Origin of the sequence: Faecalibacterium sp. BIOML-A4, assembly GCF_009679665.1 — a bacterium.
GTDB lineage: Bacteria > Bacillota > Clostridia > Oscillospirales > Ruminococcaceae > Faecalibacterium > Faecalibacterium taiwanense.
Window position 1 is genome coordinate 50,873 of sequence record NZ_WKZG01000019.1, and the last position, 15,502, is coordinate 66,374.

Annotated in this window: 19 protein-coding genes; 9 read left to right on the forward strand and 10 right to left on the reverse strand. The window is 50.3% G+C overall.

What is annotated here, in order from left to right; genetic code table 11:
• From GKG34_RS13080 to GKG34_RS13125, 10 genes are all read right to left on the reverse strand, one after another.
• The gene (locus GKG34_RS13080; protein ID WP_076917484.1) at window positions 1-1,044 is read right to left on the reverse strand and encodes an O-acetyl-ADP-ribose deacetylase; all 1,044 of its coding nucleotides are present in this window, start codon (window positions 1,042-1,044) and stop codon (window positions 1-3) included.
• A 20-nt stretch (window positions 1,045-1,064) separates the two neighbouring features.
• Window positions 1,065-1,586 (reverse strand): hypothetical protein, encoded by a 522-nt coding sequence (locus GKG34_RS13085; protein ID WP_080908727.1) that lies wholly within the window; start codon window positions 1,584-1,586, stop codon window positions 1,065-1,067.
• Between the two features lie 20 nt (window positions 1,587-1,606).
• Entirely contained in the window at window positions 1,607-1,816 is a 210-nt protein-coding gene (locus GKG34_RS13090; protein ID WP_080908726.1) for a hypothetical protein, read from the reverse strand.
• 37 nt (window positions 1,817-1,853) lie between these two features.
• Window positions 1,854-2,084, reverse strand: a complete 231-nt coding sequence (locus GKG34_RS13095; RefSeq protein WP_073261397.1) for a hypothetical protein — start codon at window positions 2,082-2,084, stop codon at window positions 1,854-1,856.
• A 40-nt stretch (window positions 2,085-2,124) separates the two neighbouring features.
• Entirely contained in the window at window positions 2,125-2,604 is a 480-nt protein-coding gene (locus GKG34_RS13100) for a flavodoxin (RefSeq protein ID WP_015564528.1), read from the reverse strand.
• Between the two features lie 6 nt (window positions 2,605-2,610).
• Window positions 2,611-3,297, reverse strand: coding sequence for a hypothetical protein (locus tag GKG34_RS13105; protein WP_148336294.1), 687 nt, complete (start codon window positions 3,295-3,297; stop codon window positions 2,611-2,613).
• On the reverse strand, window positions 3,297-3,602 hold the full coding sequence (locus tag GKG34_RS13110; RefSeq protein WP_148336293.1) for a carboxylate--amine ligase: 306 nt from the start codon (window positions 3,600-3,602) through the stop codon (window positions 3,297-3,299). Before GKG34_RS13110 ends, GKG34_RS13105 begins: the two co-directional genes overlap by 1 nt.
• Window positions 3,603-3,635: 33 nt before the next feature.
• Window positions 3,636-4,460 carry a hypothetical protein gene (locus tag GKG34_RS13115; protein WP_008816143.1) on the reverse strand — a complete coding sequence of 275 codons (825 nt, stop codon included), beginning with the start codon at window positions 4,458-4,460 and terminating at the stop codon, window positions 3,636-3,638.
• A 24-nt stretch (window positions 4,461-4,484) separates the two neighbouring features.
• A complete protein-coding gene (locus GKG34_RS13120) occupies window positions 4,485-4,949 on the reverse strand; it encodes an ImmA/IrrE family metallo-endopeptidase (RefSeq protein ID WP_223385148.1) in 465 nt (154 codons plus the stop codon).
• A gap of 140 nt (window positions 4,950-5,089) precedes the next feature.
• The gene (locus GKG34_RS13125; RefSeq protein WP_005934745.1) at window positions 5,090-5,518 is read right to left on the reverse strand and encodes a helix-turn-helix transcriptional regulator; all 429 of its coding nucleotides are present in this window, start codon (window positions 5,516-5,518) and stop codon (window positions 5,090-5,092) included.
• A 203-nt stretch (window positions 5,519-5,721) separates the two neighbouring features.
• Between GKG34_RS13125 and GKG34_RS13130 the strand changes: the two genes are divergently transcribed.
• The 9 genes from GKG34_RS13130 (at window position 5,722) to GKG34_RS13175 (ending at window position 15,499) form a co-directional block, all read left to right on the forward strand.
• A complete protein-coding gene (locus tag GKG34_RS13130) occupies window positions 5,722-6,048 on the forward strand; it encodes a hypothetical protein (protein WP_148336701.1) in 327 nt (108 codons plus the stop codon).
• Window positions 6,045-6,773, forward strand: a complete 729-nt coding sequence (locus GKG34_RS13135) for an ImmA/IrrE family metallo-endopeptidase (RefSeq protein WP_008816141.1) — start codon at window positions 6,045-6,047, stop codon at window positions 6,771-6,773. The genes GKG34_RS13130 and GKG34_RS13135 overlap by 4 nt, the downstream gene beginning before the upstream one ends.
• Before the next feature lie 450 nt (window positions 6,774-7,223).
• Window positions 7,224-7,706, forward strand: a complete 483-nt coding sequence (locus tag GKG34_RS13145) for a hypothetical protein (RefSeq protein WP_008816140.1) — start codon at window positions 7,224-7,226, stop codon at window positions 7,704-7,706.
• Window positions 7,707-8,217: 511 nt separating this feature from the next.
• Window positions 8,218-8,460, forward strand: coding sequence for a DUF6870 family protein (locus GKG34_RS13150; protein WP_008816138.1), 243 nt, complete (start codon window positions 8,218-8,220; stop codon window positions 8,458-8,460).
• A 213-nt stretch (window positions 8,461-8,673) separates the two neighbouring features.
• Entirely contained in the window at window positions 8,674-10,308 is a 1,635-nt protein-coding gene (locus GKG34_RS13155) for a recombinase family protein (RefSeq protein WP_008816137.1), read from the forward strand.
• 15 nt (window positions 10,309-10,323) lie between these two features.
• Window positions 10,324-12,030 carry a recombinase family protein gene (locus GKG34_RS13160; protein ID WP_008816136.1) on the forward strand — a complete coding sequence of 569 codons (1,707 nt, stop codon included), beginning with the start codon at window positions 10,324-10,326 and terminating at the stop codon, window positions 12,028-12,030.
• Window positions 12,031-13,638: a recombinase family protein gene (locus GKG34_RS13165; RefSeq protein WP_148336292.1), complete on the forward strand. Its 1,608-nt coding sequence runs from the start codon at window positions 12,031-12,033 to the stop codon at window positions 13,636-13,638.
• Entirely contained in the window at window positions 13,635-14,030 is a 396-nt protein-coding gene (locus GKG34_RS13170) for a recombinase family protein (RefSeq protein ID WP_097785472.1), read from the forward strand. Before GKG34_RS13165 ends, GKG34_RS13170 begins: the two co-directional genes overlap by 4 nt.
• A gap of 77 nt (window positions 14,031-14,107) precedes the next feature.
• Window positions 14,108-15,499 (forward strand): recombinase family protein, encoded by a 1,392-nt coding sequence (locus GKG34_RS13175; RefSeq protein ID WP_279237531.1) that lies wholly within the window; start codon window positions 14,108-14,110, stop codon window positions 15,497-15,499.
• Window positions 15,500-15,502 lie beyond the last annotated feature (3 nt).

Here is a 15,502-nt window from a genome sequence, read left to right on the forward strand (position 1 = left end):
TTATGCTCCTATTAAACTTTGGTCGAAGGCAAACAGAGCCTCGTTGATCTCAAAGACATTATAGTTCCCATGCTCCACGAAATACTCCACGATGATGTCAAACTTGTTGGAGTGGGAGAGCGCAAAGCCAGCCTTCATGAGCATATCCTTCATTTCAACAAGCGGCAGCTCAAGGGCAATGGCAAACGCAATGACCGTGGGCTTGGAAGGCTTATAAGACTTGTCCGAGCGGATCTTCGAGAAGAGCTTCCGGTCAATATTCGCCTTCTTATAGCACTGCGCGTCCGTCATGCCGCGCTCATCAATCTTTCGCAGAAGCATCTCGGAAAAACTCTCGTCGATCTGTCCCAGCGCGTCATCAAGGGTTGCCGCCTTTTTGGGGGCAGCCGCCGCAGAGACGGGAGGCATGAGCTGTTCGATTGCCTCTTCACAAACGGATGCCTCGCAAGGCATGGGTTCTTCCATCCGGAAGGCGTTCATCCTGCGCAGACGCTCGGAACGATTATCAGTATGCTCATCCACATAGCGGTCATCTATGTACGCTGCAATATCGGCAAACAGCTTGCCGCTGATCTGATAGGCTTTGCGGTCAAAAATGACGATGTACACCGTCATTTCATTTTCGAGAAGGAAACTGCTAATGGTGTCAATCGCCACTTTGAGAGCCTGATCCTTCGGATAGCCGAAAATGCCGGAGGAAATCAGAGGGAACGCAGCCGATTCGCAGCCGTATTCCTTCGCCAGCATGAGCGATGTCCGATAACAGGATGTCAGTAGTTCGCGCTCACCATGCCGTCCGTCATACCAGCGCGGACCGACAGCATGAATGATATATTTGCAGGGCAGCTTGTAGCCCTTCGTGATTTTTGCGCTCCCGGTTTTGCAGCCGTGGAGCGTTTCACATTCCGTCAGCAGCTCCGGTCCTGCAGCACGATGAATGCAGCCGTCCACACCGCCGCCACCCAGCAGCGACTCGTTGGCAGCGTTGACGATGGCGTCCACCTTCATTTTCGTGATGTCATTTCTGACGATTTGAAGCGGCATGATCAAGCCCTCCCATTCGGTTACTTCGCGCCGGTCAGCAGCTTGTCCAGCGGGATTCTTTCCGGGTATTTTCCCTCGGTCAGAATGTCATATAAATACCTGTTATCCAGAATCATATCATCCCGGATAAGCTGCCAGTTTGCCTTTTTCCTGAAAAACACCTTGAAGATCAGGAAGTTCATGATCGCCCCAATTACCGGCGTGGTCATGCCGAAAGCCTCGGTGTGAGAGAAATGGCATCCTGTTTTGGTTCTTTTCCCTTCAAAGGTGATGAACGCCGTTTTCTTGTCGCTCCGGAATACAATGCGGAAGTGGTTTTCATCCTGTTCGCATTCCGTAATTGTGCCGGTCACATCGTAGTCCAGCCCCATGACGATCTCGCGGAAGCGGATCTTGCTTCCTGCGTTATAGTTTCCGTTATAGAGATTGCATTCGATGTGGTAGGGACTCCATTTCACAAACTCTTCCTCAAAGTTAGCAGTCCATGCCTTTAGTTTGTCATAGGAAGCCGGAATCTCTATCTGCTCTGTAAGAACAATCATTGTCAGTTTCTCCTATTCTGTCAAAGCGGCATCGGCGTCCGGGCAATCAGAATGACCGCCAGAATCGCGCCCACAAATGCAGCAGCCCCTATGACTGCCAACACCTTTTTGCCGAGTTTCTTCTTCGCTGCTTTGCAGATCAGAGCGGCGCAAGCCATGCAGACAGCCGCCGCTACAAGTGCAATGCCCAGCGTTTCCCATAGCCAAGATAGTTCATATAGGATTTTCACGCGATCATCATCTCCTGTTCGTTAAACTGGAATTTGTCTATTCGTTTGTTTCTCTATAAACTGTCATTCCGAGTATTTTAATTTCGAACCCATCAATATATGGTTTTACACCATCTACTTCTGGTGCAAGTCGGTGTATTTTTGTAACCTCATACACTAATGCTTTATACCTAACACTTCCGCCGTCTTTTAAGTTCATACGAACAGGGGTTAATAGGATTACTAAAACAACTATAATTGCAATTACCACAAAGAATTTCTTTTTCATACAATCACACTCCTTTGCCAAATCCCGATTTATAGTCTTCTCAAAGTCCAAGTCCATCAACCCACGCCGCAAGCTCCTGATGCCCGACATTGCCCTTGAAAACCTTGCCGTCCATCAGCTTTGCGCCTTTGCAGCTCGGCGCAAGGCGCTCGTTCGTCTTGCCAATGTCGCTTCCGCCGGAGGTTGCAAACGGGATGATCGTTTTGCCGGTCAGATCATAGCTCTCAAGAAACGTATTGATAATCGTCGGCGCGACGTACCACCAGATCGGGAAGCCCACAAAGATGGTATCATAGTCCTTCATGTTGTCCCGCTTGACGGCAATCTCAGGACGGGAGGCAGGATCGCTCATCTCAATCGTGCTGCGGGCTTTCTTGTTCATCCAGTTCAGATCAGCTTCTGTGTAAGGCACCTTCGGCTCAATCTCAAAGATGTCCGCGCCGATTGCCTCTGCCAGCGTCTCGGCAACCTTCGCGGTCACGCCGGACGCAGAAAAATACGCTACAAGTTTCTTGCTCATGGTGTTTTATCCTTTCAATATCTTCGTAATCTGCTGTGCGGACGCATCCGGCAGGATAGAGGAAAGATGCTGCATCATGCGCTCTTTGGATTCCTGCGGGTCTCGCTGATAGGCAGATGTGATAAGGTCGTACCCGAAAAGTTCTTCCGGGGTTGCATACTCCGCGACACCCCATCCATAAGGTTTTCCGTATCTGTCCTGCATATAGACGAAATCTGCGATGCAGACATAGCTCTGCATTTGCAGCCGCGTGATGCACGTCTCAAAACCGGTGTTGCCGCCCTTGCGGTAGTTCAGAGCCTCTTTCAGCCGTTTGGAAAGCATCCTGCCTTCACCGGCTATGGCTTCATAAAGCTCCTTGTCCTTGTAGGACGCCAAGCCGTCATCCCAACGGGCGTCAAAGTCATAGCCGTCACGCCGGAAGTTCGCAAAGTCCGGAATCCACTCCCGACTCACAAATCCAGCCTTCTTGTTGAAAAGTTTGCCGTAAAGACATTTGCCGCTCCGCGCAGCCGGTCCTTTCCATTCCCACGGACCATCTACATCATCCGCAAACCATAACTCAGGTGGGCAAAGTTCCTCGATGGAGAAGCCGTGAATCTCGTTCCGAAAGAAGGGCAGAAAGCCGTATTGTTCGACGGCGGCAATCAAACCATCTGCACTATGTAGTTGTCTGGCATATCTCTTTGACATTACTCCGCCTCTTCAATCACGCCATAATCAATCAGGATGTTCTTCTCCGCATACTGCGGGTAAACAACACCCATCATCTCATACTGATAACGTCCTACGCGGCGATGCTCCTGAATTGGTTCCGGTGCATACGCAGCGGTTTCACAGTGCGCATACTCCGGCATTTCCGCAAGATCATCCCGAACATCACGGATAAGCGCTTCTGCCACATCATCAATGTTCTTGCCGGTCTCCACGGCAACCAGTTCGTGCTTCCGGACTGCCTTGTCCAGATTACCGGGGGAGCGAAACAGCTTATATTTCATATCGTTGCCCGTCCTTTCTCTCTTTCGGTCTGCCTATTCTTCCTGAAATCTGTTCTTTAGGGACGCAATCATCGCTTGTGCGGCAATGCTCAGATACAAAACTCCAATTTCATAGATAAAGTCGCGGTCGATCACGATAAAGTATTCTCTAACGTGTGTAAAAACCAGTTCCAGCAAGTCCCTGTACAGCGGATCATCAAAGGGCTTGAACCGCGTAAACTTGCTTTTGGCAGCGTCCCATGTCATAGACGCTTCGCCCTCAGCACTGGTCATTGCCTCACAGAGAATCATGCTGACGCCCATTTTTCCGTTGCCGGTCAGGAGTTCTCCTTCGTAATAGCTGAGTAGGTCTTTCTTGCGTCGAAGCGGAACTACATCGCAGTTGTCATCCAGCTCAAATGCAATCAGCTCCGCAATCAGTTCCCGCCAGACCGCATAACCGGCGTTAATGGTTCCGTCCTCTTTGCGGCTGATGGTATCGTCCATGCAGTATCGCTCAAAGAAATTATCTCCGTCAATCTCGTTGCGGGTGCAGAAGATATGCGCCAGCTCATGCAGAAGAATGTGCTTCAACTCTGCCGGATGACGCGCTATGTCTGTGCGCAGAAGGATTCCGTCCGCGCCATCTCCTGTGCCGACGAATGCAGAGGCGTGAAAGTCAAAATAGCCGTCCTCTGTATATCGGTCTTCCAGCCGGTCAGGGAAATACTGCTTGCAGAACTGCTCAAAGACTTCCTGCTGGTTTTCCGTCTGAAAGCAGCGCAGTACAAGGTTGTCCTCACTGAACTCTGCCCCCAAGCGTTCGTTAAAGATGGAAGCGGCATAGAAAAGGGCTTCTTTATAGTCGTCGTTGTTCATCTAATTACTATCCTTCATCCTCATTCACCCCTCCGGTCTGACATTTTTCAGGAAGTCAGAGTGCGGTACATAAGGCAAGTTGAGCTGCCAGCCCATGCGGTTCAGTTCGTTGAGCTTGATCAGCATCAGGTTGATGTTTGTTCCCATTGCAGCCGAGAGCTGCACCACATCGTAGTCCTGCTTCATCAGGTCAATCAGCTCATCATCGTCAATGATCAGGTGTGAGGCAAACGCATTCGCCTCATATTCGTGTTTTGTGCGCATATCGAACAGCACGAACTCCGGGAGCGGTTCGTTTCCTTTGGCAAGATCACGGTGAAAGGTATCATGCCCGATCTCGTGACCGCAAACCATTTGCATGATCAGATACTCCATGTTGGAGTTCAGAAGAATATGCCGCTCTTTATGGCGGTAGGTGTACATTCCGAGCAGATCGTTCAGATTGTCAAGAAAATGGAGATGAATGCCCAGCTCACGGGCAATCTTCAAGGTATCTCTTGTTCCACAGCTTTTGACAATGCTGTTCGCCTTTTTGTATATTTCCTCGGAGCGAATTATCACGGGACCTTCACCCCTTTCATGTTGAAAACAGTCAAAGTAAATCCGTCAAGAAACCGAGACGCAGACAGTTATTCCTCTGCGTCCGTACCGGTCTTCTTGTATTTCTTCGGCGTGTATTTCTCAACATTCCGGGCTTTGGATTCCCAATATATATCCTGCAACGCCTTCATCACCGCATCCTTGTCCTGCTCGGACAGCGTACCGCCCGCAAACAAGCCGGACATCCCTTCAATCAGGTCCTTTGCCTGTTTCATGCCACGGGAGCCGTACTGCTCGGATGCCTGAACCACAAACTCTTCGTCCTCGGTCAGCAGATAGTTCACATCCACCTTGAAGTATTCCGCGATTTTTCTGTAAGCGTCCTTGGTACGGGGGAAGGAAATGCCGTTCTCGTACCGGGTAATCATACGCCTGTTGATCCCCAGTGCATCGGCTACTTCCTGCTGGGTCAGCTTCCGCTTCTCCCGTTCAGCCTTGAATTTCTCTCCAAACGTCATTTTGGTAATCACTCCTGTTCACAAAAAGTTTGCGACATCAAATTGCGCAAGTCTATTGACAAAGGCACTTGAAGTGCGTATAATAATGACTGAGCAATCCAACTACTCATAGTATATCCTGAATTGCTCATCCTGTCAAGGGGCATGAGTAGTTGTACACGAAAAAGTTACATCTTTTGAGCAGTTCAAATGGACAGGCATTTATGCTGCCGAAGATCATCCATACCGGCATACACCGGTATGAGGGAACAGGAGTGAGAAAAACGGAAATGGCTACACAGTACAGAAAAGCATACGTCCCGGTTACGCTGGATGTGGACAAGGAGGGGACAATCCTTCCTCGCCTTATCTGGTGGGACAACGGTGTAATCTTTCAAATCGACCAGATTCTATACAAATGCCGCGCCACATCCAAAAAGGTTTGGGGCGGAGGCATCCGTTACACAGTTCAGATTCGCGGAAAGGAGTCATTTCTTTTCCACGAAGGAGACAAGTGGTTCGTCGAAGCAAAGGAGGACAACTGCTCATGATTTTATCCCAGCGCCAACTTGAAGAAATTGCAGCCTCAACAACGAAGGACTTCAACCGGTTCTTTTTCGGGGATGAGGCGGACAAGCCCGACCGATCAGCTTTGCCAACACCCATTGATCAGTTTGCAAAGAACTATCTCGGTCTTCGCGTATCATTCGCCCGTCTCTCGCCGGACGGAAGCATCTGCGGTGTCACTGCCTATGCCGACACTGAGTACAAGATCACGGAACTTGGTATTACGCGCACACTGGCTTTGAAGCGTAATCAGGTCATCTTGGACGAGAGCTTCATTCGATCCGGAAATGTGCAGCGGCTCTGCGCCAAGCGCAGATTTACCCTTGCCCACGAGTGCGCCCATCAGATTCTCTTCCAACTGGAATCGGAAGAGGTAAAGGCGTCCTGCGAAATGAAATATTCCGCACGGACAGCCTATACGCCGCGAGAGCTGAAAACCCGCGAGGACTGGAACGAGTGGCAAGCAAATGTCTTGGGCGCGGCGATCCTGCTTCCTCAAAAAGAGGTTGACCTGGCAATGCGTCGGTTTGCAGAAACGCCGCTGATCAATTACGAGGGGAGGTATTCGTATGGTGATCACTTAACGCTGCGCCTTTTCTGCCGGTTGTTCGGTGTCTCCAAGACAACGGCGTCTATCCGCCTTCGTCAGCTCGGCTACATGGTAGATCGTCCATTCAGTGAGTATGTTGACCCATTGGAGGTGTGGTAATGAAGAGAGCATCCATTAGGGTTCAGGAACCGACGCCGGAGCTGATCGAAAAAATCCGCAGGGCAAGAGTTGCCATTTCCCAGCAGAAGCCCCGATACCTGAAATGTCCCTATTGTCAGCATAATGCCATTGCTGTCTACGAGGACACGAGGGGTCATGTAGAATCCAAGTGCAAGAAATGCGGGCGGATCACAGTCTTTGATGTGCTGAATATGAGAAGACTGCGACCGCGTACCAAGTAAGAACCGGAGGACAAGCCTCTGTTCTAAAATAAAATATATGTCATAGCTGAGCTGTGGAGCCGCCTGATAGGTGAAGTCATCCTAATGCCGCATGAGACAGAGTTTAATTGCTCTGTTTTATCGGCATGGGATTCAAACCTCACCGTCATGCGGCTCTTTTTCTGTCTTCACCCTTCCCGCTGCTCCCGCGCAGCGGAAAGGATGAACAATGAAAATCCCTAAAACCCCTATCGCGTTCGATTACGACCTCTGGACTACGGAGGACGGCAAGTGCATGGTGCGCGTGAAACGAACCGGCGAAGTTTCCGAGGTTGACCGCAAGGTTATGAGAATCCTTCGCGCAGAGGAAAAGCGGATCAGACGCTCGTATGGCTCTGACAACACCTCTGAGGATGAGGACGGCGCAGAGAAAATTTCTGATACCGTGCTGTCCCTTGACGCTATGCCGGAGGACGATGTGAAGTCCGCTGCATGGCTGGCAGACTCCCGCGACTGCATGGAGGAACTGATCACCGCTCTCAAAGAGAAGGAGCTTCTTTCCATTCTGACCGGGAAGCAGCGCGAATTGTATCTTGCGATGACCCGTGAAGGACTGACTCTTCGAGAGTTTGCCCGAAGGAAAGGCATCGGCATCAGAGCTGCATTTGACCTCAAAGCAGCGGTGCAGAAAAAATTTCAAAGAATTTTTTGAGCGGTACTCAACAAACGGCAAAAAGATGTCCGTTGTAAAGTGAAAGGGTCAATCAGACCACTTCACTGCTCCTTGAAAACTGAATAGTTCAGTGCTGCGGATCTTTCCGCTTCTGCGAAGCAACACAGCTTCCGACGCCAAGACCTCCCGAAAGGGAGTGAGCGACCTCCGGAGAGCTATAACAGTCGTGTGGTGCGGCTGCTTGCGACGATGCAGATGCCGGGTATAATGATACTTCCGTCTTTTCTTTGAATGGGCGGCTCGGAGCGATCCTCGGAGGGGTGAGAGTCCCATGATACCGATTGACCATTGGTAGTCCGCAGCATTCCCGGAACTGCAAAGTTCTTCTGGCAGGGGCGCGAGCTGCAAATATGCCGGACAATGAAACAAACCCAAAAGAAACTTACTATATAGTTTCAGGATGAAAACTATGTGGCAGAGTGTCTTCACAAGATGCTCTGCCATATCCTTTTGTCCTGAATATTTCCACGAAACAGGAGGTGCTTAGAATATGATGGGCATTGAAACAATGAAAAGCGTCAGCCCGAAAACGGTTGACCGAAGCACACTCGTTCAGAGAAGCAGCATCCGGCTTGATCCTGCGGCACCGCGCGAGGACAGGCTGAGGGAGTTCATCAAGCAGATCAGAAATCCCTACTGTTATCTGGACGGGAAAACTGTGGTGAAGATCAGCTTCGCCGCGACGGACACGACAATGGAAGATTGTCTGGAACACTATCTGAGAGGTCTTTGATTTATGAACAGTCTGAATCTTTTCACCCGGTTCTATGGACAAGCGATTGAGCCTGTGGTATAATGAAATCGGTCAAAAAAAGAAGAATACGGATTAAGCCGCTTGCCTAGATGGTCATGTGGCGTTTTCGTGTTCCTCTCATAAGAGTTGAAGCAAGCCTTCGTCTTTCTGATTTGATGTACCACACCAAACAGAAAAACGGAGGTTATTTTTATGCCAGACAAGGTTTACCGCACGGCGATCTACTGCCGCCTGTCCCGTGAGGATGGAGACAAAGTAGAAAGCAACTCCATCGCCAGCCAGAGAGCCATCTGCGAGGACTACATTGCAAGGCACGATGATTTAGAGCTTGTCTGTGAGCCGTTTGTGGATGACGGTTACAGCGGCGTTTCCTTCAATCGTCCTCAGTTCAAAAAGCTGGAAGAGGCAATCCGCAAGGGTGCGCTTGACTGCATCGTGGTCAAGGATCTCAGCCGCTTCTCAAGAAACTACATCGACGGCGGACGCTACATTGAAAAGATTTTCCCGCAGCTCGGCATTCGCTTCATCGCAATCAATGATGCGTATGACAGTCTGACCGGTGATCCGCAGTCCGACTCCTTTGTTATCCCGTTCAAAAACCTGATTAACGATTCTTACTGCAAGGACATCTCCATGAAAATCCGAAGCAGTCTGGAAGTCAAGCAGAAGAGCGGTGAGTTCGTCGGCTCGTTCGCGCCTTACGGCTACATGAAATCGCCGGAGAACAAAAACCAGCTCATCGTGGATGAAGCGGTCAGCGAATATGTGCAGATGATCTTTTCCATGTACAAGGACGGCTTCTCCATCGGACGTATTGCAAAGCGTCTGAACCAGATGGGCGTCCTGTCCCCAATGGAATACAAGCATTCCGCCGGTGTGAAGTTTGATACCGTCTTCAAAACCAGCGATACCGCAAAATGGACATACAAAGCCGTCCAGCGTATTCTCACCAACGAGGTTTATATCGGCGTTCTGGCGCAAGGCAAGCGCGGCACTCCCAACTACAAAGTCCGCGTTGTGAAAAGCAAGGATGAATCCGAGTGGGTCAAGGTAGAAAATGCGCATGAAGCTCTTGTGTCCTACGAGGACTTCATGGCAGTCAAGGTCATGATGCAGCGGGATATGCGCTGTTCGCCCGATCAGGACGAAGCGCATCTGTTTTCCGGCTTCCTGTTCTGCGGAGACTGTCAGCAGCCAATGATCCGCAAGACCGTCCCGTCGAAGACGAAAAAGTATATCTACTACGTCTGCTCCACCAATAAGCACAGCCGGACGTGCAGCCCGCACAGCATCGCCGCAAAAGAGGTTGAAGAGAAGGTCTTCCGTGCTATTCATGACCAGATCGAGCTTGTCATCAATCTGGAACACGCGCTTGGAATGATTGAACGGCTTCCGTCTCAGAGCCGTAAGGCTTTCAATTACGAAGCCCAGATTGCAAAAATCGAGGAAGAGATTGAGCGGTATCAAAAGCTCAAGCTGGGTCTTTACGAGAACTTCATCGGCGGCGTCATTGATAAATCGGAATACTTCGAGTTCCGCAGTAGCTACACCAAAATCATTGAGGACAAACAGGAGGCACTTCTGCGGGTCAAAAAAGAAATGAAGCAGACGGTGACAACTGGCACGACCGAACGGAACTGGGTAACGCTTTTCAAGCAGTATGAAAACGTCGAAGAGCTGAACCGCCGTGTGCTGATGTCCCTTGTTGACCGCATTCTGATTCACGAAAACCATGCAATCGAAATCGTCTTCAAATACAGGGACGAATACCAGCAGACGCTTGAATACGTTCTCGGCTATGCCGATGAACTGGATATTGCCGTATAAAGGAGGGATGAGCAAATGGCAAGAAAAAGCAGAAAGCAAATTGCAGTCGAAGAGCCGGTTGTTGAATCTGTCTCTTCCGAGGTCTTCTCAACAGCCATCTATGCCCGTCTTTCCGTTGAAAACAGCGGCAAGTCCGAAAAGGTGGATGTCATCGCAAATCAGATTGAGATTTGCAAGTCCTACATTGCAGAGCGTCCCTACCTGAATCTGATAGATACCTATGTGGACAACGGACGAACGGGTACGGTTTTTGACAGACCGGAGTTCAACCGTCTGATGAACGACATCCGCACCGGCAGGATCAAGTGCCTTGTGGTTCGTGATCTCAGCCGGTTCGGGCGAGACTACATCGAGGCAGGAACCTATCTGGAACGGGTCTTTCCGCAGATCGGGCTTCGGTTTATCGCCATCAAGGAAAACTACGATAACTTTGATGCGGACGGCTCCGGCGAAAGCCTCATCATCCCTCTGCAAAACATGATCAACACCCTCTACTCGAAGGACATCTCCCGCAAGGTTTCTACTGCGCTCAAGGCACAGATGGAAAGTGGAGAGTTCAAGAAGCGCAATCTCCCGTATGGTTATCGCTGGGATGAAGAACACAGCAATATGGTCTTCGATGAGGAAACCGCACCGATTGTCCGGAAGATTTTCCAATGGAAGATTGAAGGGCTGTCCCTTCCTGCGATTGCAGATCGGCTTGATGCAATGAACGCGCCCAATCCGGAGTTTCAGAAGTATCAGGTTGGCGTCCGCACAGGCAATGCTACGGCGAAAAAGATTTGGAACAAGTCTTCACTCACTACCATTCTGGATAATCCCCACTACGTCGGAGATACCGTTCTCGGACGGACGCTGAACGCTATCTACAAGGGCGTCAAAAATCAGCATATCGACCGCGAGGAATGGATTGTTTTTCCCAATACTCACGAAGCGATTATCTCCCGTGAGGACTTCCAGAAGGTACGAGAAATGCGGAACGCTGCTGCAAGGACAAGGGTTGAGAAGATGGAGCGCACGGAAGAAATCCGCGCTACGTTGATCAATCTCTTTGAAGACAAAATCGTCTGCGCAGACTGCGGCAGGAAGCTCTATTTCCATCGCAAGCGCGTTGACAAGCGCAAGGACGGCGCATGGTACGCCTTCTATGAGTGCAGTTCATCCGTCAAGCGCGGCAATCTCTGTACGCCACACTATACGCGGCAGGACAAGCTCGAAGCCGATGTGCTTGCGGCGATCCAGCTTCAAGTCAAGGCGGCTCTCAATTACGACAAGCTGCTTGCCAAGCTGAGAAACAGCGAAGGCGAACGCAGCATCCGCGATCAGCAGAATGCGCTCATCACAAGCCTGAATCTGAAACTCAGCGGCATCTCCAAGAAGCGTACTCGGCTCTATGAGGACTTCACGGAAGGCATTCTCGATGAAGAGGAATACGCCTTTGCCAAGAAAGCCTACGATGAGCAGTATGTCGATCTTTCACGGCGGTTGGATGAAGCGGTTCAGCGTAAGGTAAAGTTTGCCGAGGCAATGTCCGAGGACAACAAGTGGCTAACGCTGATGAAATCCGTCAGCGGTGCAACGATGCTCTCTCAGGAGTTGGTTGACGAGTCCGTAGAGCTTGTGAAAGTCCATGAGGACGGCTCAATCGAGCTGGTCATGAAATACGGCGATATTTACGCTCTGACCGTTCAGAGTATCAAGGAAGTACAGGAGGCGATGTAAATGAGCAAGGAATACAACATCGGCATCTACATCCGCCTCTCAATGGCTGATGAAGATACCGGCTATGGCAGCAAGGCGGAAAGTGACAGCATCGGCAACCAACGTATGCTCATCAATCGCTTTCTTGACAATCATCCGGAGCTGTCTCACTGTCAGCGGTCTGAGTTTGCGGATGACGGTTATACCGGCACGAACTTTCACCGTCCTCAGTTCACGCAGATGATGGAGAAGGTCAAGCGCGGCGAGATTAACCTGATCTGCGTCAAAGACTTTTCCCGCTTTTCTCGTGACTACATTGAAACGGGAAACTATCTGGAATGCACTTTTCCATTCATGGGCGTCCGCTTTATTTCCATCAACGACGGCTATGACAGTGACGATTACAAAGGCACAACGGGCGGTCTGGAAGTGGTTATGCGCAGCATCATCTACGCCGCATACAGCAAAGACCTTTCCGTAAAGACCACATCGGCAAAAATCCAGATGATGAAGCAGGGCAAGTATGTCGGTGGCTACGCCCCATACGGCTACGTCCTGCATCCCACCATTCGGAACAAACTTGCCGTAGACCCGGAGGCGGCTGATGTGATCCGTCGTATTTTCCGCGAGGCGCTGGAAGGCAGCAACACCTCTCAGATCGCCCGCAGCCTGAATGATGACGGCATCCCGACGCCGGGGCAATACTTCAAGAGCAAGCATCCCGACAAGAAGAAGTTCAGTAACATGAGCGAGAAAATCAGTTGGGAAACCGTGATGGTCTATAACATCCTCAAAAACCTTGTTTACACCGGAACACTGGTCAGCCGCAAAATGAAGTCCTGCGGTGTCGGCTCAAAAAAGCGTGTTGTCAATGAGCCGATTATCGTAGAAGGAACGCATGAAGCTATTATCAGCAAGGAAGACTTTGAGCTTGCTCAGAAGGTCATTCGAGGCGGAGGACGGAATCCCACGCGCAAGCAGCATGACTATCCGCTCAAGGGACTCGTCCGCTGCGGTAACTGTAAACGTGCTATGACACGCCGAAAGAACAAGGCTGGCATTCGATACTTCCAGTGCATTCACTCGGTCAACAACGGAAACACAGACTGTCCGGTTGGCAGGAGCTTTCCGGAAATGGATATTGAGAAGGTTGTCTTCCATGCCCTTACTCAGTTTCTTGCTTTGGCACAGAAGGAAGCAATACAGAACCGCGAAGTCGGTGATCTGCGGAAATCTGCCATCAAGGAATGTGCTGATAAAATCCGCACTCTGCAAAAGCAGAATGAGCAGCACAAGGCGTCCAAGCTGAGGCTCTACGAGAAGTATGCAGCCGGAAGCATCACGAAGGAGGCGTACATTCAGCAGAAGGCGGCAGCGGATGTGAAGATTGCTGAAAACGATGGAGCAATCCAGCGCAGTCACGAGCGGATGAAGGAGCTTGACTCCGAGACCGCCTGTTCAGATGAAAAGCTGGATGCGGTCTGCGAACAGTACGCCGACTGCAAAGCTCTGACCTATGAGCTGACCCACGCATTCATTTCTGCGGTCTACATTTACGATCTTGACAACATAGAAATCGTCTGGAAGTTCAAGGACTTCCTTACTACATCAGAAGGAGAAGCCAAATGAAAGTATTTCTTTATATCCGCGTTGCCTGTGCGGATCAGCTTGCGGCAGCAGACCAGCGGGAAGAGCTGGAACGCTATGCGAAGGACAAAGGCTATGAGGTGGCTGCTGCTGTGGCGGCAGACGGCATCTCCGGCGTCCATACGGAAGGTATCATGAACTTCCTGCTGAACGAAGCCAAGCGTCAGGACATCGGTACGATCCTCACCCGCGACACCTCGCGAATCAGCCGGGACACTTCCTCTTTCATGAGGTTTGAGCGAAAGTTCCGGGAGAACGGCATCCGGTTCGAGTATCTGTCCAAGCCTGACAACGAGCTTCCGGTCACTCCGATGATGGAGGCATTTGCGGCGGCGTATAAGAAGCGTCGCACAAAGAACGGCACAAGAGCATAGAGAAAACGCAAGCCGTTCACGGGTGGTTGTCCACCTATGAACGGCTTGTAAATTCTCAAAATTTTTTTAGTCCCTACTTGACACAAGAAGACCAGTCCCGACTTGGACGCAACCACATCGAAACCGGAACGTATATGGAAATCTTCTTTCCTGAACACGGTGTCCGCTATATTGCAATCAACGATGGTTATGATTCCAACGAGCAATCTCAGATGGATATTGCCCCGTTCCGAAACATCATCAATGAAATGTACGCCAAAGACACTTCCCGAAAGATCAAGAGTGCCCTTCGGACACGCAAGAAAAGTGGAAAGTATATCTCCAGCGGCGCACCGTTTGGCTACCAGAAAGACCCTGCCGACCACAATCACCTTGTGATCGACCCGAACACCGCCCCCGTTGTTGAGTATATCTATTCAATGGCAGAGGAAGGGCTGGGGCTTCACCGCATCGCCAAGCGGCTCCACGATGAAAAAGTCTTGAAGCCGTGTTACTACAAGAAAGAGATGTTTGGCCGCTTTATTGATGATGAAAAGATGTATGATTGGGACAGTGCCTATATCAGTCAGGTTCTGCACAGCCCAGTCTACGCCGGACACATCATCTACGAAGCCAAGCCCACCGTGTCCATGAAATCCAAAAAGCGGCGTTATATTCCGTTTGAAGAACGCGCTATCGTTCCGAATACACATGAAGCAATCATCCCACAAGACCGTTGGGAGAACGTGCAGCGAATCCTTTACAGCCGTTCCAGTAGTTTTATGTGCGATAAGACCGACTACGACAATATCTTCAAAGGCATCGTCCGCTGTGCAGACTGCGGCAGAACGATGTTAGTCAAGGTCGAGCACAGGCGCAAACGTAACAGTGTTCTGGATCAGACCTTTTATTGTTGCAGCACTTATCGGAAATATGGTGCGAAAGCCTGTGACTCGCATAATTTGGAAGCCCGTGTTCTGCATGAAGCTGTCTTTGCGGACATTCAGGCACACGCAAAGGCCGCTGTGAGCAATCGGGAAGCCCTTGTGAAGAAGATTGCAAATCAGATGCACCTCCGGGTGTCCTCTGACCGGGCGCAGCACAAACGGGATTTGAAGCAGTGTAAAGCACGAATCGCAGAAATCGAAGACCTGTATGCAAAACTTTATGAGGACGTATCAAAGGGACTTCTCCCGGAGAAACGTTTTCAAATGCTTGCAGATCGCTACGACAAAGAACAGGCTGAACTGACCGAGAAGATTGAGCAGTACGAGCGGGAAGGCCGTGCTGAACACGATCAGCTGGACAAGATTCAGGATTTTATTGATGAAGTCAGCAAGTACGCTGGTATCACCGAACTGAACTATAAGATTCTGCATCAGCTGATTGACAAGATTCTGGTATCCAGAGCGGAAAAGGTCGATGGCGAATACGTCCAGAAAATCCAGATTTTCTACCGCTTTATCGGCCCATTGGATGCCATCGAGTAACAA